Genomic DNA, 20,381 nt, shown 5'->3' on the forward strand with positions numbered 1-20,381 from the left:
GGCTCATGAACAGCGGCCCGCACCGTTCTGCCTCGGCCCGCTTCCCTTTTCTTCTTCGTCGATGCCGACGCGCCGCGACCGAGCGGACACCCCACGCCCGTCCACAGTGACGACCAACAACTGTGACGATCGAGCCGGGTGGCCCGGACCGCGCCGGGCAGAACCGACATGCATCAGATTCCTGGAGTTCTTCTCATGGTGTCCCATGACGCCCCCTCATCCTTCGCTGCCCTCGGCGTCCCCGCGTCCCTGACCCGGGTCCTCGCCGACCGAGGCATCACCGTCCCCACCCCGATCCAGGCCGCCACGCTGCCCGACAGCCTGGCCGGCCGCGACGTCCTCGGCCGCGGCCGCACCGGTTCGGGCAAGACCTACGCGTTCGTCCTTCCGGTCATCGCCCGCCTCGCGGACGAGATGAGCCCGACCACGCGGCGCCCCCGCCGCCCGCGGGCGTTGATCCTCGCGCCCACCCGCGAGCTTGCCACCCAGATCGATGAGGCGCTCACGCCGCTGGCCAGGGCCGCCGGGCTCACCTCGAAGACCGTCTTCGGCGGCGTCGGCCAGAACCCGCAGGTCCAGGCCATCGCGCGCGGCGTCGACATCGTCGTCGCCTGCCCGGGCCGGCTCGAGGACCTCATCCAGCAGGGTCATGTGAGCCTGGACTCGGTCGAGGTCACCGTCCTCGACGAGGCCGACCACATGGCCGACCTCGGCTTCCTGCCGAGCGTGCGCCGCCTGCTCGACAAGACGCCCCGCACCGGTCAGCGCATGCTCTTCAGCGCGACCCTCGACAACGCGGTCGGCACCCTCGTCACGCGCTACCTGACCCAGCCGGTCACCCACGAGGCGGACTCGGCCCAGTCGCCCGTCTCGTCGATGAGCCACCACGTGCTCCACGTCAGCGGCGACGCGCACCTGCCGGTGCTGCTCGACCTCGTCGCCTCCCCCGGCCGCAAGGTCGTGTTCACCCGCACCAAGCACCGCGCGAAGAAGCTCGCGCGCCAGCTCAACGCCTCCGGCGTCCCGGCCGTCGAGCTGCACGGCAACCTCAGCCAGAACGCCCGCACCCGCACCATGGACGCGTTCCACTCGGGCGCCGCGCACACGCTCGTCGCGACCGACATCGCCGCGCGTGGCATCCATGTCGACGACGTGGGTCTCGTCATCCACGCCGACCCGCCGGTCGAGCACAAGGCCTACCTGCACCGCTCGGGCCGCACCGCCCGCGCCGGCGCGTCCGGCAGTGTCATCACCCTGATGATGGACGACCAGGTCCGCGACGTCCGCGACCTCACCCGCAAGGCGGGCATCAACCCCAAGACGACGCGGGTCCACGCCACGCACCCCTTCCTGGGCGAGATCGCCCCTGGGGAGCGCACCTTCCCCGGCGGGTATGCGCCGGTCGCCTCCATCTCCTCTTCCAGCTCCTCAGGTAGCCGGGGTCGAGGGGGACGAAGCGGTGGCTCGGGCCGTCCGCGCCAGTCCGGCTCGGGCCAGGGACAGGCTCGCCAGGGTCAGAGTCGCCAGGGTCAGGGCCGCTCGCCCCAGGGCCAGACTCGCGCGGGCCAGGGTTCCGGTCAGGGGCAGCCCCGCTCCGGCCGCAACGGCTCGCAGGGCCGGCCGGCCCGTTCGGGCGGTGGCGCCGCGGCCTTCTCGACCAGCAGCCGCTCCGGTCGCCGCTGAGCGGGACCACCGCATACTTCCACCTCCGGGTGCCCAGACCAGCCGGACCCGTTGTGTCATGGCAACACGCCGACGATCACTCGAGATCGTCGGCGTGTCTCCATGACACAAGGCGACGACGCGAAGGGGAACCCGGCGAGAGAGTGCGACGCCGAATCGCCCCCTGCTCAGACCGGCGGGTTGTCCTCCCCGCGCTTGGTGTCGTTCCACCGCCTGCGGTCCCCGTAGTACTCGCCGAACCCACGCACTACCCGGACGCGGCGCACCCGCCGGGCGCCACCCCCGTCATTCGCGCGGCAGGACCGTGAGCACCCGCGCGATGTGGTCGCGGAACTCCTGCATGAACTCGGTGAGAACGCCCTTGAGCTCCTCGTCCGTGACCTCACCGTTCTCCCCATAGGCGTCCGGGTCGAACTGGATGTACGCCTCCGGAGCGGTCATCTGTCGGGCGTTGCAGTAGCTGAGGATCCCCCGCAGCGTCTGCTGCCCGACGGCGGTGCCGATCCCGCCCGGGGAGGCGCCGATCACCCCGGCCGGGACGTGGTCGAAGGAGTTCTCGCCGTAGGGCCGGGACGCCCAGTCGATGGCGTTGGCGAGCGCACCGGGGATGGAGCGGTTGTACTCGGGAGTGACGAACAGGACGGCCTGGCTGTCGGCGATCGCGGCCTTGAGTGCCGTCGCCTCCGGCGGGAAGTCGTCGTCGAGGTCGCGGTTGTACAGCGGCAGGTCCCGGATCGGGATCTCGTGGAACTCGAGGTCCTTCGGCGCGACGGTGATGAGTGCCTCGCTCAGCGTCCGGTTGATCGACTGCGACGACAGGCTTCCGATGAAGTACCCCACTCGGTAGGTCATGACCTTCTCCTCCTGCTCGGCTTCGCGGCTCGCGTCTGCGAGATCGAGCCGCCTTCGGTCCAGACTCGCAGACAGCGCACCGGGGCGCGCGGCGGAGCAGGTGAGCACCGCATACTCACCTCTTGCTAATCCGCACTAACTGCGGATACGATAGTGCTGTGGCACAGGACGCACCCGACCTCGAGTCCCTCATCGAGAGAGCGGCCCGCTCGCTCGAGACCGCCGGCCGGTGCGCGAGCGCCACCGACGCGCTGCCGGTCCTCATCGAGGCCCAGCAGCACCTGAACCGGGCGGTCGACGAGGCCATGGCCGCCGCCGTCCTCGAGGAGGGAGCATCCCTGCGACAGGCCGGCCAGCTGGCCGACCTCTCCGAGAACGCCGTCGGCCCACGGCTGGCGCGGACCGCACGCCTCAGCCCGTATGCGACGCCCGAGGGCCGCGTGACCCGCACCTCGGTCGAGCGAGCCAGATACGACGCCGAGCTCGGCCGGCCCGCGCCGACCCCCGACAACCCGCCCGCACCGCTGCGGTTCAGGCGCCGACGGGACACCTGACCCACCACCGGTCACCGACAGCGAGGAGCACCTCATGACCAACGCCGATCTCACCCACCTGTACTTCCTCCTCGACCGGTCGGGCTCGATGCAGTCCATCCGCGAGGACACAGTCGGCGGCTTCGACGCCTTCATCGCCGAACAGCGGACCCAGCCCGGCGACTGCCGGGTGACGCTCGCGCAGTTCGACGACCGCTACGACGTCGTCTACGCCGACCTGCCGATCGCCGAGGTGCCCGGTCTGCAGCTCCAGCCGCGGGGGACGACCGCCCTGCTCGACGCGATCGGGCGGCTGGTCACCGACGCCGGCGAGCGTCTCGCCGCCCTGCCCGAGGCGGGCCGCCCCGGCACCGTCATCGTCGGGATCATGACCGACGGGCACGAGAACGCGAGCAAGGAGTGGACCCACGCGGCGGTCAGGTCCCTGATCCAGCAGCAGACGCAGACCTACGGCTGGGAGTTCCTCTACATGGGCGCCGACCAGGACGCCATCGAGGTCGGCACCGGCCTCGGCGTCCCGGCGAGTCGCTCGATGACGTACTCACGCACCGCCTCTCGGGAGGCGATGGCCTCGACCTCCGCGATGGTGGGCCGGGTGCGTGCGGCCCGCGCCGCCGGTCTCAGCGCGGCCGACGTCGGCTACAGCGACGCCGAGCGGCGGGCCTCGTCGCGATAGGCGCCGAGGCAGCGCGAGGACGGCGCCGAACGACAGAGCCCTCCTCCCGGAGATCCGGGAGGAGGGCTCTGGTCAGTCGCTGAGCGAGCTCAGCGAAGGACGGTGATGTTCGCGGCCTGCAGACCCTTGGGGCCCTGCTGCGCCTCGTACTCGACCTTGTCGTTCTCGTCGAGCGAGCGGTAGCCGTTGGAGTTGATCGCCGAGTAGTGGGCGAAGACGTCGGCGCTGCCGTCGTCGGGGGCGATGAAGCCGAAGCCCTTCTCAGCGTTGAACCACTTCACAGTTCCAGTAGCCATGCGATGGCCTCTCTTTCGAGTCGTTGGAGCACATCCCGACGGTCGGGGCTCCGATGTTGGTGATGCCGGTCAACCTCTGCCCAGAAATGCGAGGTTCCGGAACGGAAACTACGACACCAACTGCAACTTCGGAAAAGCTCAACAACGGGTTCAACACTACCGGCTCGGCGCTGTGGCCGCTAATCGAGTGACTCACCGATCTCGACCAGGCCCAGCCTCGCGGCGGCGGCCACAGCCTCGGTGCGGCTGCGCACGCCGAGCCTGCGGTAGATCGAGCCCGTGTGGTGCATGACGCTCTTGGGGCTGATGGCCAGCTCCTGGGCGATCTCCTTGTTGCGCAGTCCTCTGGCAAGCAGCCGGAGCACCTGGCCCTCTCTGGGGCTGAGCGGGCTCGGTGCGGCGCCATCGGCGTCGTCCTGGGACGCGACCGCGCGACCAGCCGCAGCTGTCGCGGCCGGTCCGTCCACCACGCTCCGCAGGTAGTCCACGAGCTCGACGAGAGTCTGCTCCCGGTCCAGTAGCCGCCCGCCCGCGACGGCCATCTCGAAGTCGTCCGTGCCCAGCGCCTCCCGGAACGACTCCAGGCCGGAGCGGTACAGGTCGACGTGTCTCGGCGCCAGGACCGCCACAAGGGGTTCCATGTGCGAGGAGACGGAGCCGTGCAGCCGGGCACCGACGGTGTGGTCACCGCGCAGCCGGGCGACGTGGACCGCCAGCATGACCGAGACGGTCAGCCCGTTGAGGAGATCTGTTCGGCCCAGGCGGTCCTGCCGAGTGAGGACCCAGCCGGCAGCGGAGCGGGCATCCTCGCGGTCGACGGCCTCCTGAGCCAGGGTCGCCAGCGTGTGCAGCTCGTTCTGGAGGTCGCCCTGGGCATGGAAGATCTCGAGCACCTGCTCGAGGGCGGGTAGCTCGGCCCGGGTCGGGACGTGGTCCGCCGGCATCACGTGCAGCGCCAGCGAGCCGAGCGCGATCCCCGGCCGGTCATCGGACCGGGTCGCCCGAGCGAGCCCGGACGTGGCCAGCCTCACCGCCTCGTCGTACTCGTGCACGAGAGCGTGCACGGCGCTCAAGGAGATCTCGAACCGGCCGAGCCAGCGGGCATGCCCGATCGCCGTGGCGAGCGCGATCCCTTCCCGGCATGCCGCCACGCTCGCGGCGATGTCGCCCCGTGCCACCATCGAGATGAAGTGCGCGCGGAGCGCGCGGAGCAGGGGCAGCGGCTCCTCCAGTCGGCGCGCGAGATCGAGCGCATCGGCGAGCTGTTCCCGGATGAGTCCCATCCTGTCGGCGCCGAGCGGTGACCAGCTCGCCAGCTGGGCGAGCCACAGCAGGGCGTCGCGTCGGGCGGACTCGGCCCCCGCATACTCGCTCTGCGTCAGCTGCTCCAACATCTCCACGACTGCCGCTCCACCCCCGCGGCGATGGGCGTCCCATCCCAGGTCCGCGCCGAGCCGGAGGGCGCGGGCGGGGTCCCGATCGCTCAGCCAGCGCAGTGCCGCGAGTGCCTCGGGATAGTCCTCCCCGAGAATGGCGCGAGCCGCGTCCTCATCGGCGTCGTCGTACGCGAGTGCGGCACGGCGCGCGATGTGGCAGTAGTGGTCCGCGTGCCGGGAGCGGGCCTCCTCCTCCACGGGTGAGCCGACGATCCGCTCGGTGGCGAAGTCCCGCACGAGCCGGCTGAGCCGGCCGCGACCGACGCCCGACGTGTCGTCGAGCTGGACCAAGCGCAGGTCGATCAGCTCGGTCAAGGCGTCGAAGCACTCGGAGGGGTCGCCGACCCACATCGCCTCGATGGCCTCGATCGTGAACGATCCCGAGAACACGCTCAGCATGTCGAGCAGCCGCTGTGAGGCGGCGGACGTCGACCGGTGGCTGGCGGCGAGTCCTGTGCGCAGGGCCCGTCTCTCGGAGAGCGCCGGCCGTGGCGCGGACAGGACTGCGAGGGCGCGCTCAGGCGACTCCAGCGCGGTCGCCAGTGTGGCGAGCGGCAGGAACGGCAGTCGCGCCGCAGCGAGGTCGATCGCCAGCGGGTTCGCGTCGACGGCCGTGCAGACCCGGTGGATGTATGCGGTGGTCGCCTCGTCCTCGGCGAGTGCGGCGCCCGTCGCCTGGGCCCGGCGGCGGAACAGCTCCGCCGCTGCGGGAAGGCTCAGGGGGCCCACCTGGACGACGGCGATCCGCGGGTGCCGCAGCTGCGGCACGGACTCGACGACGAGACAGGCCGGGCCGTCCGGGACGAGGTCGACGAGCTCCTGCTCGGCGCGGGAGAGGACGTCTGCGCGGTCGAGGAACAGCAGCAGTCGCTCCGCCACGGACGAGAGGTCGCCTCGGCGCGCCGGGATCGGAAGGCGGGCGACATGGCGTCGCAGGCCGGCCAGGGCGCTCACCGGCGTCTCGCCGGTGAGATCGAGGTGCGCGACCTCTGCGAACCGTGACGAGGCGCGCTCGAGCGCCGCCCGGACGAGCGCCGACTTGCCCACACCTCGGGAGCCGGTGACGTTGACGATCGACGTGCGTCCGTGCGCAAGGAGCGTGGCCAGGGTGTCGAGCTCGACCTCGCGGCCGATGAGAGACTCCGGGGCCTGAGTCTCCCGAGAGGCCGTGCCGGCCGACGTGCCGCCCTCGTCCGGGTCGGACGCGATGCTCATCGCGCCCCTCCCTCCCCCCGGCCGGCCATCTGCCCATGCTAGGGAGTGCGGTGGCGCGCGTGGGGTTTGCGCGCCCTGCCGGTGCTCAGTCGGCGAACGAGACCTCGAGCTCGATGGGGACGGAGAGCGCCTGGCTCACCGGGCACCCCGTCTTCGCGCCTTCGGCGGCCTCCTGGAACTGCTCGGCCGAGATGCCCGGGACCGAGCCGGTGACCTTGAGGACGATTCCGGTGATTCCGGTGCCGGGCTGGAAGGTCACGTCGGCGGTCGTGTCGAGCGAGGTGGGCGGCGTGCCGGCCTGGGCGAGTGCGTGCGAGAGCGCCATCGAGAAGCACGTCGAGTGCGCCGCCGCGATGAGCTCCTCCGGGCTGGTGCGTCCGTTCGGCTCCTCCGCCCGCGACGGCCATGTGACGTCATACGTGCCGAGCCCGGAGGACTCCATGGTCACCTGTCCAGAGCCCTCCATGAGGGAACCCTCCCAGTGGGCTGAAGCGGTGCGGGTCGTCGCCATGTGTCTCTCCTGGTTCGTCGAACGTGCAGGTCGGTTGTGCACCCCCAACCTTGTCGGCGTTCGCCGGTCAGGGCAAGAGATAGAGCGGGTGCGACCGGCTCAGGCGGCCGCGCGTCCCGCGACGGTCGGGTGACCCGCCGCCCTCCAGGCGCTGACGCCGCCGGAGACCGAGATCGCGTCGATGCCCATGGTCGAGAGGAACTCAGCCATCGAGTCGCTCCGGTTGCCGGTCTCGCAGATGACGTAGACGTCCTCGCCGCGCGGCAGGATCGAGAGCGCCTGGGAGATGCGGCTCATCGGCACGAGCCGGGCGCCCGGCACGTGGCCAAGGACGTACTCCATCGGCTCGCGCACGTCGATGACGAGCGCTCCGTCGGCTCTGCGGGCGGCGAAGGTGGGGATATCGATGGTGCGCGACATGGTCTCAATAATACCCGAGGGGGTATGCTGTGCGCACCTTCGCCGGGAGCGCTCAGTCGGCCAGCCCCGCCACTTTCCCCAAATTGGACCGAAACGGCGAACGGTCCGCGTCGCCTGACGAGGGATCGAGAAGCTGTCGGCCAGCGGGTGCGCACCTTTCGCCAAGGCGCGGTCAGTCGGTGTTCGAAACGTCGGTGTTCGCGGACTCGGTGTCCACGGACTCGGTGTCCACGAACTCGGTGTCCACCATGACGAGCGAGAGGTGGCTCGGCTCGAGGGCGACCAGCGCGTGCCGGACGCCCGGCTCCATGTAGACGACGTCGCCGGGTGACATCGTCGAGGTCTCGCCCGCGAGGGTGAGGTCGATCCGACCGTCGAGGAGCTGGACGACGACGGCGCGCGGTGACGAGTGCTCTGTCAGCATCTCGCCGGCGTCGAAGGCGAAGACGACCACGCGCAGCAGCGGGTTGTCGACGACGACACGCGAGGTGATCGACGACTCGCTCACCGGCATCGCCTCGAGCAGTCCGGAGGTGACGACCGACTCGGAGACGGGTGTGGTCCTAGCCATGAGAGATCCCTTTCGCCTAGAGGTTGTGGGCGGGTCGGTCGGGCGCCCGCGCGACCTCGTGCAAGTGAGGTGCCCGACCGTGGCGAGCACCGCATACCGAAGCCTCTCACTCGCTGCCGGAGCCACGTACGGTGGAGGCATGCTGGTGGCCGAACAGCTCTTCCTGCTCCTGCGACGCGACGACGGCAAGGCCGAGAGCGCGTTCGCACAGAACGACTACGGGCTCTCTGGGGCGGTGCTGACCGACCTACTGCTGGGGGAGCACATCGCGCTGAACGACGACAAGGACCCCCGCGTTACCGTCACGACGGCGGAATCGGTCGGCGACCCGGTCCTCGACGCCGCCCTCGAGCGGGTGCGCGCCAAGGAGGGGACGAAACTCTCCGGTCTCGTCACCGACGGCAGACTCAACCCGCGCGACCGGATCGCCGACTCACTCGCCGCCGACGGCGTGATCGCCATCGAGCCGAAGAAGGCGTTCGGCCTGATCGGGGCGCGCTACCCGGTGCGCGACCCGCGACCCGAGCAGGGGCTTCGCGAGCGGCTGCGTGCGGTCCTCAGCGGCGCAAGCGCGACTCCCGGCGAGGCCGCCCTGCTGGCGCTGCTCAAAGGGCTGGGCGTCTCGGGCAAGGTCCTCGACGAGGAGAAGGGCCTGCTGAGCAAGCATGACCTGAACCGCCGGATCGACGAGGTGGCCTCCGGTGACGTCATCGGACAGGCGGTCGCCAAGGCCATCGAGGCCATGACGGCGGCGATCGTCGTCATCACCGCCGGTGCGGCCGCCGCGAGTTCCTCGAGCTGACGGGAGAGTGGGTCCATGAACAGGTTCCCCAAGGCGCTGACCGTGGTCGGCGGTCTGGCCGCTGCGTCGGCGGCGACCCATCTGGTGCGTGCCGATTTCGAGGGTCGGATCGACGACCTCGCCGACCGGGTGCTTGCCGAGGGCCTGGCTGCACCGGCCGATCCGGTGACGGACCGCGAGCTGGAGGACCTGCCCGAACCGGTGCGGCGCTGGTTGCGCTTCTCCGGGGTCGTCGGACGCCCGGTCCCGGCGACTGTCCGGCTCCGCCAGCTGGGCGAGCTGCGCATCGGCGGGGGCGGGTGGGTCCCATTCGCTGCGGAGGGGTACTACTCCACCGCACCGCCGGCGTTCGTGTGGAAGGCCCGGATCCGGATGGCGCCCGGTGTCCAGGTCGTGGGGACCGACAGCTACGTCGACGGCCGGGGACGGCTGGAGATGCGGTTGCTCGGGGTGGCTCCCGTCGCCACGGACAGCGGAGCCGCGGTCGACGAGGCCGACCTGCTGCGCTTCCTCAACGAGATCATGTGGTTCCCCGCCGGTGCCCTCATCCCCGAGATCACCTGGGAGCCGGTCGACGGGGCGTCGGCGCGCGCCACGATGACCTATGGCGGTGCGAGCGGGTCGGCTGTGTTCTCCTTCGACGCCGAAGGCCGGCTGACGACCATGGTCGCGGACCGCTATGACCGCGAGTCCTCGGCGGTCATCCCATGGTCGACGCCGGTCCAGTCGTACGGCGAGTTCGCCGGTGTCCGGGTGCCCACCGCCGGCGAGGCCGTGTATGCCCGCCCGGATGGGGACTACTCGTACATCCGCCTGCGCGTCACCGAGGTCGAGTACGACGTGCCGCGGCGCTACTGACGCGGGGCGTCGGTAGGGGTGAGGTGCTGTGGTGTCGGGCGGGGGCTGCACGCCGCGTCTGGCACCACGGGTCGGGTCAGGCCGGCGTCGGCTCCGGCGACGCCCACCGCTCGACGAGCTTGACGACCTCCTGCGCCCACAACACCACGGAGGCCATGCCGACGCAGACGAGCCACTGCTCGAACGTGAGCGGCTCGGTGGTGAAGGCCGCCTGCAGGAAGGGCAGGTGCACCACGGCCAGCTGCAGCGCGACGACGAGCCCGATCGCGCTCCACAGCCACGGGTTGCGGAACATCCGGTGGAACGCGCTCTGCGTCGCCGACCGTGAGCTGAGCGCGTTGAACAGCTGTGCGAGGACGAGCGTCGTGAAGCCGGCCGTCCTCGCCGTGTCGAACGACTCCGCACCGAAGGGCGCCGCCAACAACCCGCCGGGAAGGAACAGGTCCATCGTGGCCAGCGTCACCGCCCCCATCGCCGTGCCCGTGAAGAGGATCCGCGCCCACATCCGACGGTCCAGGATCGGCCGGTCCGGGCGTCGCGGCCGTCGGGCCATGACGTCGTCGATCTCGGGGTCGACACCCATCGCCAGACCCGGGACGGAGTCGGTCACGAGGTTGATCCACAGGATCTGCGTCGCGAGCAGCGGCACGACGAGACCGTCGGGGCTCGACGCGTCCCGCAGGCCGATGACCCCCGCGAGGACGATGCCGAAGAACACCGTGAAGACCTCGCCGAGGTTCGACGACATCATGTAGCGGAGGAACTTCGCGATGTTGTCGAAGATGATCCGCCCGCGGTGGATGGCCGCGACGATCGTCGCGAAGTTGTCGTCGGCGAGGATCATCCGGCTCGCCTCCTTGGTCACCTCCGTCCCGGTGATGCCCATCGCGATCCCGATGTCGGCGGTCTTGAGCGCGGGAGCGTCGTTCACGCCGTCCCCGGTCATCGCGACGACCTGACCGTCGCTCTGGAGCGCATCGACGATCCGCAGCTTGTGCTGGGGGGCGACCCGCGCATACACACTCGTCGTGCGCACGACCTCGGCGAGACCGGCGTCGTCGAGGCGCTCCAGCTCGAGTCCCGTCGCGGCCCGGCCGCCCTCGGCGACGATGCCGAGGTCGGCTGCGATCCGCTGCGCGGTCGCGGGGTGGTCGCCGGTGATCATGATCGTGCGCACCCCGGCGCGGTGTGCGTCGGCGACGGCCGCTCTCGCCTCCTCGCGGGGCGGGTCGATGATGCCGACGACGCCGGCGAGGACGAGGTCGTGCTCCACGTCGTCGTCGCGGCCCGGGGTCTGCTCGCCGTCGCCGACGATCCGGTATGCGACGCCCAGTGTGCGGTACCCCTCACCGGAGAGGTGCTCGACCTGGGCGAGGACCCGCGACCGCGCGGTGTCGTCGAGCGGGACGACCCGCTCACCCCGACGTTCGGAGACGCAGCGCTCGAGGAGGACGTCCGGAGCGCCCTTGGTGTAGATCCGGTCCTCCGCGCGCTCGTCGTGGTGGGCGAGGACCGACATCATCTTGCGCTCGGAGGTGAACGGCACCTCGGCGCGGCGCTCGTAGCGGGCGATCCGCTCGGGTACCTCGCCGAGCTTTGCCGTGGCGACGACGAAGGCGGCCTCGGTGGGGTCGCCGTGGACGACCCACTGACCGTCGACCTCGGCGATGCTCGCGTTGTTGGCGACGGTGCCGCCGATGAGCACGAGCCGGGCCTCGACGACCAGGTCGTCCGGGGCTGGGTCCTCGGTCGGAGAGCCGTCGCCAGAGGGTGCGAAGGACGGCTCCCCGACCGGCGCATACCCCGTCCCGGTGAGGTCGACGCGACCGGACGCGGTCACGATCGCGCGCAGGGTCATCTCGTTCCGGGTCAGGGTGCCGGTCTTGTCCGAGCAGATCACCGAGGTGGAGCCGAGCGTCTCGACGGAGTGCAGGTGCTTCATGACGGCGTTGCGACGGGCCATGGCCCGCACGCCGATCGCGAGGACGAGCGAGAGGATGGCGGGGAGCCCCTCGGGCACGGCGGCGACGGCGAGCGAGACGCCCAGAAGGAGGATCGTCACCCACTCGTCGGCCGTGTCGGCGCCCTGGACGACAGCGAGGGTGACCATGACGACGACGGCGATCGCGATGACGAGAATGCCGAGGGTGCGGGAGACCGTGGCGATCTCGACCTGGAGCGGTGAGGGGTCCTGCTCGGTGCGGTCGAGGAGGTCGGCGATGTGGCCCATCTCCGTCGCCATGCCGGTCGTCGTGACGACCGCCCGCCCGACGCCCTCGACGACGGCGGTGCCCTTGTGGACCATGTTGTGTCGGTCGGCCAGCGCCACCTCGCCGTCCAACGTCGCGGGGGACTTGACGACCGCCGCCGACTCGCCGGTGAGGGCGGCCTCCTGGATCTTCAGCCCGCTGGCCTCGACGAGGCGGGCGTCCGCACCGACGGAGTCGCCCTCGCTCAGCAGCAGGACGTCACCGGGGACCAGGTCGGCAGAGGGGACCGTGGCGGCCCGGCCGTCGCGCAGCACCGACGAGGTCGCCGCCGTCATCTCGGCCAGAGCCGCGACCGCGTCCTCGGCCTTGGCCTCCTGGACGAACCCGATGACGGCGTTGAGGATGAGGATCGCCGCGATGACGACGACGTCGACCGGGACGCCGGCCATTCCCTCGATGATCCAGATGACGAGGGAGACGACGATGGCGACGAGCAGCAGGTAGACCAGCGGGTCCTGGAACTGCGCGAGGATGCGCCGCCACAGCGGGACGGCGCCGCGTGCCCGCAGCTCGTTCCGGCCGTAGCGCTCGAGCCGACGTTCGACCTCGGCTGAGCTCAGGCCCTGGCCGGGGTCCGTCTCGAGGGTGTCGCAGAGCTCCGCCGCGTCGATCAGGTGCGGCGGACTGCCCGCCACGGGTGTGTGCGCGAGGGCCACGGGTCGATTGTCTCAGCCGGGCGGACGGACGGTGCCGGCGGGCGGTCGCATCGGCTCCTTCTCCCAGGGCTCAGCAGGACTCTTAACAGCGGACCTCGACGGTGGGACGCTGGAGGGCGGTGGCCATATCGGTCAGCAGGCACACGACACGCAGAGGAGGACCCATGGCCGACCCCATCGCCACGAACCCGGAGCTGTACTCCGTCGCCTTCGAGAACGACCGGGTCAGAGTCCTGCGCTACCGCGATCGACCCGGCGACCGCACCCTGCCGCACAGCCATCCGGACAGCGTGATGATCACCGCGTCGGCGTTCGAGCGCCGCCTGCACCACGGCGGGCGTTCGGTCGACGTGAGCCTGCCCGCCGGAGAGGTGCGCTGGCTCGATGCGCAGGAGCACGCGGGCGAGAACATCGGCGACACAGAGACCGTGACGTTCTTCGTCGAGCTCAAAGACTCGGCTGTGGTTCGGTCCCTGTCCTCCGGCGACGCGCCTCTCGGCCCGAGCTGAGCTCCAGACGCGGTGACCACGCCCCGGCGTGCCTCACCCGAGGTCCGGCTGGCAGCCCGGACACCAGAACACCCGTTGCCTGCCCTGCATGGCCGACTCGATCGGTGAGCCACATCGCCCGCAAGGCCGACCGGCGCGCTGGTACACCGCATACAGCTTGGCCCACCGGGGCACCCGTCGCCCGGTCTCGAGGTAGGGGACAGCGTCAGCGATCTGGCGTTCGTCGCTGATGATCCAGCCGGCCGCCGCGCCGATCTCCATGAGCCGGATGGTGTCGCGCCACAGCGACTCGAGGCGGTCCCGGTCGAGGGCCGACCCCTGCGTCCAGGGCGAGATCCGCGCCCGGTGCAGCAGCTCGGCGCGATAGACGTTGCCGACCCCGGCGACGACCGACTGGTCCAGGAGCAGGGCGCCGATGGCGCGTCGCGAGCGGCTCAACGCCCGGATGGCCGCCTCGGCGTCGTGGTCGGGGCGTAGTGGGTCGGGACCCAGACGGTCGAGGAGCCGCTCGACCCCCTCGTCGTCGAGCAGCTCGCAGACCGTGGGGCGGGTGAGGTCTCCCAGGTGCGTGACGGTCAGGAAGCGGAGGTGCTCGGCTCCCGTCGACGGCGGTGGGGTGCGCAGCCACCCGTTCCGGACCGCCCGCCGGTGGAGGCGAACCGAGAACCGGCCGTTCATTCCGAGGTGGCAGTGCAGCGTCGGTGCGTCGTCGACGTGGACCAGCAGGTGCTTGCCCCAGGCCTCGGCGGTCCGGACCCGCCGACCGTCGAGGGGTTCGGAGATGTCCTCGCGTCCCCGAGGGGAGGTCACCTGGACGACCTTCCCGGCGAACGCGGCGTCGAAGCGCCGCGCCAACCCGTGGATGGCGTGACCCTCAGCCACGGGTCTGCCGTCGCAGGTGCTCGCGCAGGTAGGGCAGGGCGAAGTCGACGAAGCCGTGTCCGGCCGCGGTGATGAGCTCGCGCTCGATGAGGCGGGTGCGGTAGACGTTCTGGTGCTGCATGTTGACGCCCAGCCGGGCGGCGAGGTCGCTCGTCGCCGACGGGCCGTCGTCGTGTGCCATCGCGGCGAGATAGTCGCGCTGCTTCTGCGGGACGTCGCGCAGGGCCGGCCCGTGGATGAGCCGGCCCATCCGCTCGCTGACCAGCGGGACGGTGGACGTGACGTCGTCCGTCGTCAGTCGCCTGCGCTCTCCGGCCGAGCGCCAGGCACCGTGGCCGGCGAGCTGGAGCAGGTAGGGATAGCCGTGGACGACGTCGGCGAGCGCCTCCAGCGCCTCGGCGGTGATCCGCCCGTCGGCGTCCTCGATCGTGCGTCGCGCGGCCTCGATGACCTCGGTGCGGGTCAGCGACGGCAGGTGTATGCGCTCGGCCCGTCGCAGGAAGGTCGTCCCCCGGTGCTGGAGCAGCCGGTCGACGCCGACGGGGAGACCCGCGGCGGCGAACGCGACCTCGCGCTCGTCCCGGATCAGGTGCTGGTAGATCGAGGCGAAGGCGGCGAGCTCGTCGCGGTCGACGGCCTGCACCTCGTCGAGGGTGAGGAGAATGCCGGTGCCGTGCTGGGCGAGGACGTCGAGGAGTCTGGTGAGCAGGGTCTCGGCGGTCTCGCGGACGGGGTACCGCTCGGTCGCCGACGTCGTCACCGAGCCCAGCCCGCTCACCCCTCCACCCGTCACCCGGCGTCGGACGGCTCGGGCAGAGTCGTGCTCGGACAGCAGGGTCGGCAGCGTCGTCTGCACGAGGTCGTCGACGAGCCCACCGGATTCGGGGAGCCGGATGACGAGCCACCCTCGCACCCGGGCCAGCTCTTCGAGCTCGTTGAGGACGACGGTCTTGCCCATGCCGCGCGTTCCGCTGACGAGGACCGAACGTAGCGGTGAGCCCGGGCCCTCGTCGAGGGCGGTCTCGAACTCCGCGAGAAGGTCGTCGCGGCCGGCGAGGACGCGCGGGGAGATGCCGAAGCCGGGGCGGAAGGGGTTCGGTCCTCGGGGCATCGCGGCCCTCCTCGGGATGAGGTGTCGTGGTGTTATATCGGTTATACCGGGAGTCAGGCGTTATACCTGTTATAGCGACGCCCACCGACAGCGGTCGGCTCCACGGCCTCGACGACGGATGACCGGTCCCTGGACATGAGCCTGAGTCGCCCGCATGTCGTGCCTCTGGCAGGCCGGTCGCGACGCCCTCACACGGGGGTATGCCGAAGGCGCGTCATGTCGCGCCTCTGGCAGGCCGGTCGCGACACCGTCACACGGGGGTATGCCGAAGGCGCGTCATGTCGCGCGTCTGGCAGGCCGGTCGCGACACCGTCACACGGGGGTATGTCGAAGGCGCGTCATGTCGCGCGTCTGGCAGGCCGGTCGCGACGCCCTCACTCGCGGGTATGTCGAAGGCGCGTCATGTCGCGCGTCTGGCAGGCCGGTTGCGACGCTGTCACGCGGGGGTATGCCGAGGGCGCGTCATGTCGCGCGTCTGGCAGGCCGGTTGCGACGCTGTCACGCGGGGGTATGCCGAACGCGCGTGGGGAGACGCTCGCCGGTCACAGGACGCGCCGCAACCCGGGGACGAAGCGCACGAGGAGCCAGGCCACCCCGAATGAGCAGATCAGGCCGCCGGCCGCCACGAGCAACGCCTTGACCTCGGCGGGGGCGTCGACCGGCCTGAGGAGCACGGCGATCCCGAGCAAGAAGGCGGTCTGCAGGATGAAGGCACCGTAGGCCGCGCGGGCCAGCTCCGGGCCGAACCGGTAGGTGCGGTCGAGGCGGTGCTGGGCCACGCCGAGCAGCCACACCGAGCCGAACACCGTCAGCACCGCATCCACAGCGGCGAAGGCCGCCGCCGAGAGACTCCACCCCGCCGAGCAGCGCGTCGATTCCGTCCCGGAGCCCGGCGACGGCGAGAAGGACCACCACGGCGGCCACCCCGACCGCGGTGACCACCCCACAGCGCCGCACCAGTTCGGGCGGCACCCGGTCCAGCCACCCCTGCCCGGCGGCGGCTACGCCGAGGCCGAAGACGGCGAGGCAGGCCGGCCATTCCCAGAAGTTGAGGTCGCTGATCCCGCTCTCCGAGCCGTACGGCCAGAGGAGCCGGACGGCGAACGACGCCGGTGCCACGACGGCCGCCAACAACGCCAGCGTCCGCGCTGTGATCGGGCGTCCGTGACCGCGACCCGACCCACGCGCGGTGTGACGACCGGGCGAGGACCGGACCACCGCATACAGGACGGCGTAGCCGAGCGAGAAGACCAGGAGCACGCCGACGAACCAGAGTGGTCCGGTGTCCAGCCGACGTTCCGGGCCGAACCACTCGTCCCAGATGCTGCCGGGGAGGAGTCCGAGCGGGTGGGCGAGCGCATAGACCAGAACGGGCTGGATGAGGAACACGTATACGACAAAGGGGATTCCGAGTCGCATCAGACGGTCCCGGGCGAAGCGCCCGGTTCCCTTGCGGTCGCGCGAACCGGTTGTGAGCAGGCCGGCAACGAGGAACAACAGGGCGATGAGGAACAGGGCGAACGGAGCCGCCACAAGGAACAACGCGATCTCGGTGACCGGAGCGAGCGTGACCTCGCGGACCTCGGTGTACGTCCAGGCGACGACCATCCCGGCGTAGCCGAGGATCGCGTGGATGACGATGATCGCGGCGATGAGCGCGATCTTGATGTTGTCCAGATACGGCCGGCGCGGGACGGTCGCGCTCGCGTCCCGGGCGGGTGTGTCGACGGCTGCGGTCCCGCTCATGACGACCCTCCCGCCCAGTATGCGTCGCTCGCCTCGGCATCGATCGTCGCCCGAGACGGAGGAGACACAGGCGATGTGGTGCCGGCCGCGGGCTACTCGCCCCATCCGGCACCACGGGGCGCCTCGCGCCGACCGGTCAGATGGCCCGCATCCGGTTGTTGCGCGGCTGGTGGGTCAGTTCTGCGAGGCCGAGGGCCTCGAGCAGCGGCGGGAGGTACATCCCGAACCGACCGCGGTAGCCCTTGCGCAAGCCGTACCACCCGCCGACCGGGTTGTCCTCGGATCGGCCCCACGCCTCGACGGTCCCGGGCGCCGGCTCCTTCTTCTCGTCCGCGGCTCCGAGGTCGACCCAGTCACCGCGCTCGGTGAGCCATGCGTGCAGATCCTCGACGGCGCTGAGGTGATAGCGGAGAGTGGTGGAGCCGACCTGGCAGACGAGGGCGGGTGGGTCTGCGTCGGGATCCCGATGCATGGTGTAGGCCGACGAGCCCGGTGCGGTCGTCAGTACCCACGGGTCGTCGGCTGTTCCCGAACCACTGGTCACGGTGTCCTCCTGAAGCTTGCTGGGACGCCCCTGCCGAGGCCCACTATGCCACGGACCCAGGTATCCGGATGGTGAACAGAAGCCTTAGGACGTGTTATGACATGTATAACGGAGTGATCGCAACATCCGTCATCAGGAGGACCCGTGTCCACACCTATCCTTGGTTCCGCACGGCGCATCGTCGCAGGCTCTGTCATGTCCGTCGCGGTCGCTCTGATCGCCGTGGCGGCCGCAGCCGGAGCCTCGGCGCCGCGCGGCGAGCACCACGAGGGGTTCGGCTACTCCCCACCTCCGGTCGAGCCGAGCGGGCCGATCAGCGGGGCGTTCACCAACGTCGGCAAGCGCGACCAGCACGAGGTCTGGCTGGTGGACCAGTCCAACACGGACCCCGCCGCGTCGCCGACCTTCGGTGGCCGGATCCACATCTACGAGGGTGCCGAGCTGCGCCGCGATGCGTCGACGGCCACCGCCGAGGTCGTCGAACTGAGCGCGGAGACGGCCGACCTGTGCCGGGCTGAAACGGGTGCCAACCCGGTGCGCCCGCACATGATCTACTTCAACGCCACGCAGTCCCATGCCGTGCTCTCCTTCGTCGCGAGTGGTCACGTCGTGATCTTCCAGGCCGAGACCCGTGAGCCGGTTGCGTGCTTCCGCTCCGAGGTCGGCGCCGGCGGCGCGCGGCAGGCGCACGCGGCTGTTCCGACTCCGGATGACCGCTTCATCCTCGTGGCCAACCAGAACGGCAAGAAGGTCGAGCGGATCAGCACCGACTATGCGACGAACGCGTTCAGCCAGGAGCCGGACGCCACCCTGGATCTCTCGTCCGGGCAGACGCCCCAGGGTCAGCCGGTCCAGACCCCGGACAATGCAAAGATACGGCCGGACAACGCGCCGATCTGCCTGTTCGTCCCACAGAACGGCTTCCCGGCGTTCGTGTCGCTACGCGGTGGCGGCCTGTTCGCTGTGGACCCGGAGAGCATGTCGATCGTCGCCGACTATCCCGCGACCGAGGTCGCCAGGGACGGATGCGGGTTCACCGAGGCCGAGGGCTGGGTGTACGGCAACGGTGGCCGTCCGGTGAACGCCCTCTCCGGCTGGTTCATCTACCGCGTGCCGGTCGGTGGACCCGAGCTGTGGAACCCGAACGACCAGCCTGCGGTCGAGCTCGTCCAACAGGACACCCGCGGACCGCGTGACGCTCACGGCATGGTGACGGTCAGGGACCGCCACGTCTGGGCGTTCGACCGGTCGGCGCACGTGCTTCAGGTCTTCGAGGCGCGAAGCGGTGGCGCGGGGCAGACCCTCAACCTGCGGTCGCCTGCATCCCAGTCGCCGGCGCCGGACATCGCGGCGCAGTCGCCGGACGGTCGCGCCGTCTACGCCGCGACGAGAGGACCCAACCCGCTGAGCGGAGCGCACGCCGCGAGCGGTGATGCGCCCGGACTGCTCGTGCTCGAGGTGCGCAAGGACGGCCGTGAGGGAGTTGTTCGTGGCCATGCCGCCGTGACCAACATCGTCGGCGGTGTCGAGCTCGCCGACCCGCACGGGCTGGCGGTGCGCACGACCGGCTGAACCTACGTCGGCGGTGGTGCCGACCGAGGGAGTGCATACCTGGTCGGCACCATCGCCACGGCGAGGGCTCAGGCTGTGTCGGCGGTGTCGATCACGAGTCGCAGCAGCCCGGAGAGTCCATCGACGTCCTCCCACCCGATGTTGGCGAGGAGGACGACGGTCGTGTCCGTGTTCGGGTTGAGCCGCGCGAACGCGGCGACTCCGGGGTCGCCCCCGTCCTTGCAGAACACGCCGTCGTCCCGGACGTCGACGCCGTAGGCCGGCGCCCAGCGGTCATCCGCCTCGAAACGGGGAGTGAGAACGAGCTCCGGTGTCACGCCCCGCCACACGCCACCGGTCCGGACGGCTCGGAGGAAGCGCTCGACGTCCGGGGCGGAGACGACCGCGCCGCCGTCACCTCCGCCGACCGCCGGTACGGAGAAGACGTTGGTGCGCCACGGTCCCTCCGGCGTGAGCGGCCTCAGGTATCCCACCGCGACGTCGGGGTGGACCTCGTCGAGAGCCGGGTAGCCGCTGGCCGTCAGTCCCGCGGGCTCGAAGACGCGGGTCACGACCGCGTCGGCGAACGGCAGACCGGACACCTCGGCCAGGAGGATGCCGAGCAGGACGTAGCCCGCGTTGCTGTAGTGATTGGCCGTGCCCGGCGGGCAGACCGGCGGCAGGTCGGCGAAAAGGGGGAGCAGCGCCCGGTAGTCGCGGACGCGGTAGGTCGGCAGCGTCTCCCAGAGCGCGCCGTAGTCCTCCCGATACCCCGGCAGGTCCTCGTCCTCCTCGAAGTAGTCCGCGATGCCCGAGGTGTGGGAGAGCAGGTGGTGAACCGTGACGTCGTCGCGCAGGGTGCCGGGTCGGTCCTCCGGAGCCAGGAGCGAGACGACGGGATCGTCGAGGGCGAGCTCGCCGCGGCCTGCCGCGTCGAGAATGCCGACCGCCGTGAACATCTTGCCCAGCGAGGCCGTCGCGAACCGCGTCGAGGAGGTGATCGGTATGCGGTGCGCGCGTTCCGCGTAGCCGAGCCGGACCTCCCAGAGCACCTCCGTTCCGCGCGTCACGCGCAGGACTCCCGAGACGTCCTGGTCGGCCTCGAGGACGTTCGCGAGTCGTGTCGGTTCGGCCCAGGTGTCGTCGCCCATCACGTCAGCATGACGGGGGATCGCGTTGAGCGCCATCGGTTTCCGGGCCGGCTGGACCTCGAGAGAGCCTCGCGGCTGCCGGGTCTG

Annotated in this window: 19 protein-coding genes; 7 read left to right on the top strand and 12 right to left on the bottom strand. The window is 70.8% G+C overall.

Going from position 1 to position 20,381, the window contains the following annotated elements; translation table 11 throughout:
- The first annotated feature begins 195 nt into the window (after positions 1-195).
- Positions 196-1,683: a DEAD/DEAH box helicase gene (locus GA707_RS07090; RefSeq protein WP_152177675.1), complete on the top strand. Its 1,488-nt coding sequence runs from the start codon at positions 196-198 to the stop codon at positions 1,681-1,683.
- A gap of 285 nt (positions 1,684-1,968) precedes the next feature.
- On the opposite strand, the gene GA707_RS07095 is transcribed toward GA707_RS07090, so the two are convergent.
- Positions 1,969-2,535, bottom strand: a complete 567-nt coding sequence (locus GA707_RS07095) for an NADPH-dependent FMN reductase (protein ID WP_152177676.1) — start codon at positions 2,533-2,535, stop codon at positions 1,969-1,971.
- 158 nt (positions 2,536-2,693) lie between these two features.
- Between GA707_RS07095 and GA707_RS07100 the strand changes: the two genes are divergently transcribed.
- Both GA707_RS07100 and GA707_RS07105 read left to right on the top strand, forming a co-directional pair.
- Positions 2,694-3,089 (top strand): hypothetical protein, encoded by a 396-nt coding sequence (locus GA707_RS07100; protein ID WP_226963582.1) that lies wholly within the window; start codon positions 2,694-2,696, stop codon positions 3,087-3,089.
- Positions 3,090-3,123: 34 nt separating this feature from the next.
- Positions 3,124-3,765, top strand: a complete 642-nt coding sequence (locus GA707_RS07105; protein WP_152177677.1) for a vWA domain-containing protein — start codon at positions 3,124-3,126, stop codon at positions 3,763-3,765.
- Positions 3,766-3,854: 89 nt separating this feature from the next.
- Here the strand turns inward: GA707_RS07105 and GA707_RS07110 are convergent, their stop codons facing one another.
- The 5 genes from GA707_RS07110 to GA707_RS07130 form a co-directional block, all read right to left on the bottom strand.
- Positions 3,855-4,061 (bottom strand): cold-shock protein, encoded by a 207-nt coding sequence (locus GA707_RS07110; RefSeq protein WP_152177678.1) that lies wholly within the window; start codon positions 4,059-4,061, stop codon positions 3,855-3,857.
- 179 nt (positions 4,062-4,240) lie between these two features.
- Positions 4,241-6,712: a LuxR C-terminal-related transcriptional regulator gene (locus GA707_RS07115; RefSeq protein WP_152177679.1), complete on the bottom strand. Its 2,472-nt coding sequence runs from the start codon at positions 6,710-6,712 to the stop codon at positions 4,241-4,243.
- Between the two features lie 85 nt (positions 6,713-6,797).
- On the bottom strand, positions 6,798-7,223 hold the full coding sequence (locus GA707_RS07120) for an OsmC family protein (protein WP_152177680.1): 426 nt from the start codon (positions 7,221-7,223) through the stop codon (positions 6,798-6,800).
- Between the two features lie 99 nt (positions 7,224-7,322).
- Positions 7,323-7,643 carry a rhodanese-like domain-containing protein gene (locus tag GA707_RS07125; RefSeq protein WP_152177681.1) on the bottom strand — a complete coding sequence of 107 codons (321 nt, stop codon included), beginning with the start codon at positions 7,641-7,643 and terminating at the stop codon, positions 7,323-7,325.
- A gap of 172 nt (positions 7,644-7,815) precedes the next feature.
- Positions 7,816-8,214 (bottom strand): cupin domain-containing protein, encoded by a 399-nt coding sequence (locus GA707_RS07130; RefSeq protein ID WP_152177682.1) that lies wholly within the window; start codon positions 8,212-8,214, stop codon positions 7,816-7,818.
- 139 nt (positions 8,215-8,353) lie between these two features.
- Here GA707_RS07130 and GA707_RS07135 point away from each other — a divergent pair, with 139 nt between their 5' ends.
- Together GA707_RS07135 and GA707_RS07140 are read left to right on the top strand one after the other, a co-directional pair.
- A complete protein-coding gene (locus GA707_RS07135; protein WP_193315208.1) occupies positions 8,354-9,016 on the top strand; it encodes a GPP34 family phosphoprotein in 663 nt (220 codons plus the stop codon).
- A 15-nt stretch (positions 9,017-9,031) separates the two neighbouring features.
- The gene (locus tag GA707_RS07140; protein ID WP_152177684.1) at positions 9,032-9,874 is read left to right on the top strand and encodes a DUF6544 family protein; all 843 of its coding nucleotides are present in this window, start codon (positions 9,032-9,034) and stop codon (positions 9,872-9,874) included.
- A gap of 76 nt (positions 9,875-9,950) precedes the next feature.
- On the opposite strand, the gene GA707_RS07145 is transcribed toward GA707_RS07140, so the two are convergent.
- Positions 9,951-12,800, bottom strand: a complete 2,850-nt coding sequence (locus tag GA707_RS07145; protein WP_152177685.1) for a cation-translocating P-type ATPase — start codon at positions 12,798-12,800, stop codon at positions 9,951-9,953.
- Between the two features lie 164 nt (positions 12,801-12,964).
- On the opposite strand from GA707_RS07145, the gene GA707_RS07150 reads away from it, so the two are divergent.
- Positions 12,965-13,309, top strand: coding sequence for a cupin domain-containing protein (locus tag GA707_RS07150; RefSeq protein ID WP_152177686.1), 345 nt, complete (start codon positions 12,965-12,967; stop codon positions 13,307-13,309).
- A gap of 33 nt (positions 13,310-13,342) precedes the next feature.
- Here GA707_RS07150 and GA707_RS07155 read toward each other — a convergent pair whose 3' ends face one another.
- The 4 genes from GA707_RS07155 to GA707_RS07170 form a co-directional block, all read right to left on the bottom strand.
- Complete coding sequence (locus GA707_RS07155) at positions 13,343-14,191, bottom strand: Fpg/Nei family DNA glycosylase (protein WP_152177687.1); 849 nt, start codon at positions 14,189-14,191, stop codon at positions 13,343-13,345.
- A complete protein-coding gene (locus GA707_RS07160) occupies positions 14,184-15,302 on the bottom strand; it encodes an ATP-binding protein (RefSeq protein WP_152177688.1) in 1,119 nt (372 codons plus the stop codon). The genes GA707_RS07155 and GA707_RS07160 overlap by 8 nt, the downstream gene beginning before the upstream one ends.
- Positions 15,303-15,800: 498 nt before the next feature.
- Positions 15,801-17,048 carry an acyltransferase gene (locus GA707_RS07165; protein WP_193315209.1) on the bottom strand — a complete coding sequence of 416 codons (1,248 nt, stop codon included), beginning with the start codon at positions 17,046-17,048 and terminating at the stop codon, positions 15,801-15,803.
- Positions 17,049-17,184: 136 nt separating this feature from the next.
- Positions 17,185-17,592, bottom strand: coding sequence for a DUF6855 family protein (locus tag GA707_RS07170; RefSeq protein WP_152177690.1), 408 nt, complete (start codon positions 17,590-17,592; stop codon positions 17,185-17,187).
- Positions 17,593-17,787: 195 nt separating this feature from the next.
- On the opposite strand from GA707_RS07170, the gene GA707_RS07175 reads away from it, so the two are divergent.
- Entirely contained in the window at positions 17,788-19,164 is a 1,377-nt protein-coding gene (locus GA707_RS07175) for a hypothetical protein (protein ID WP_152177691.1), read from the top strand.
- A gap of 68 nt (positions 19,165-19,232) precedes the next feature.
- On the opposite strand, the gene GA707_RS07180 is transcribed toward GA707_RS07175, so the two are convergent.
- Positions 19,233-20,294 (bottom strand): serine hydrolase, encoded by a 1,062-nt coding sequence (locus GA707_RS07180; RefSeq protein WP_193315210.1) that lies wholly within the window; start codon positions 20,292-20,294, stop codon positions 19,233-19,235.
- Positions 20,295-20,381: the final 87 nt, after the last annotated feature.

It is taken from the genome of Nostocoides sp. F2B08, assembly GCF_009184895.1.
Classification (GTDB): Bacteria; Actinomycetota; Actinomycetes; order Actinomycetales; family Dermatophilaceae; genus F2B08.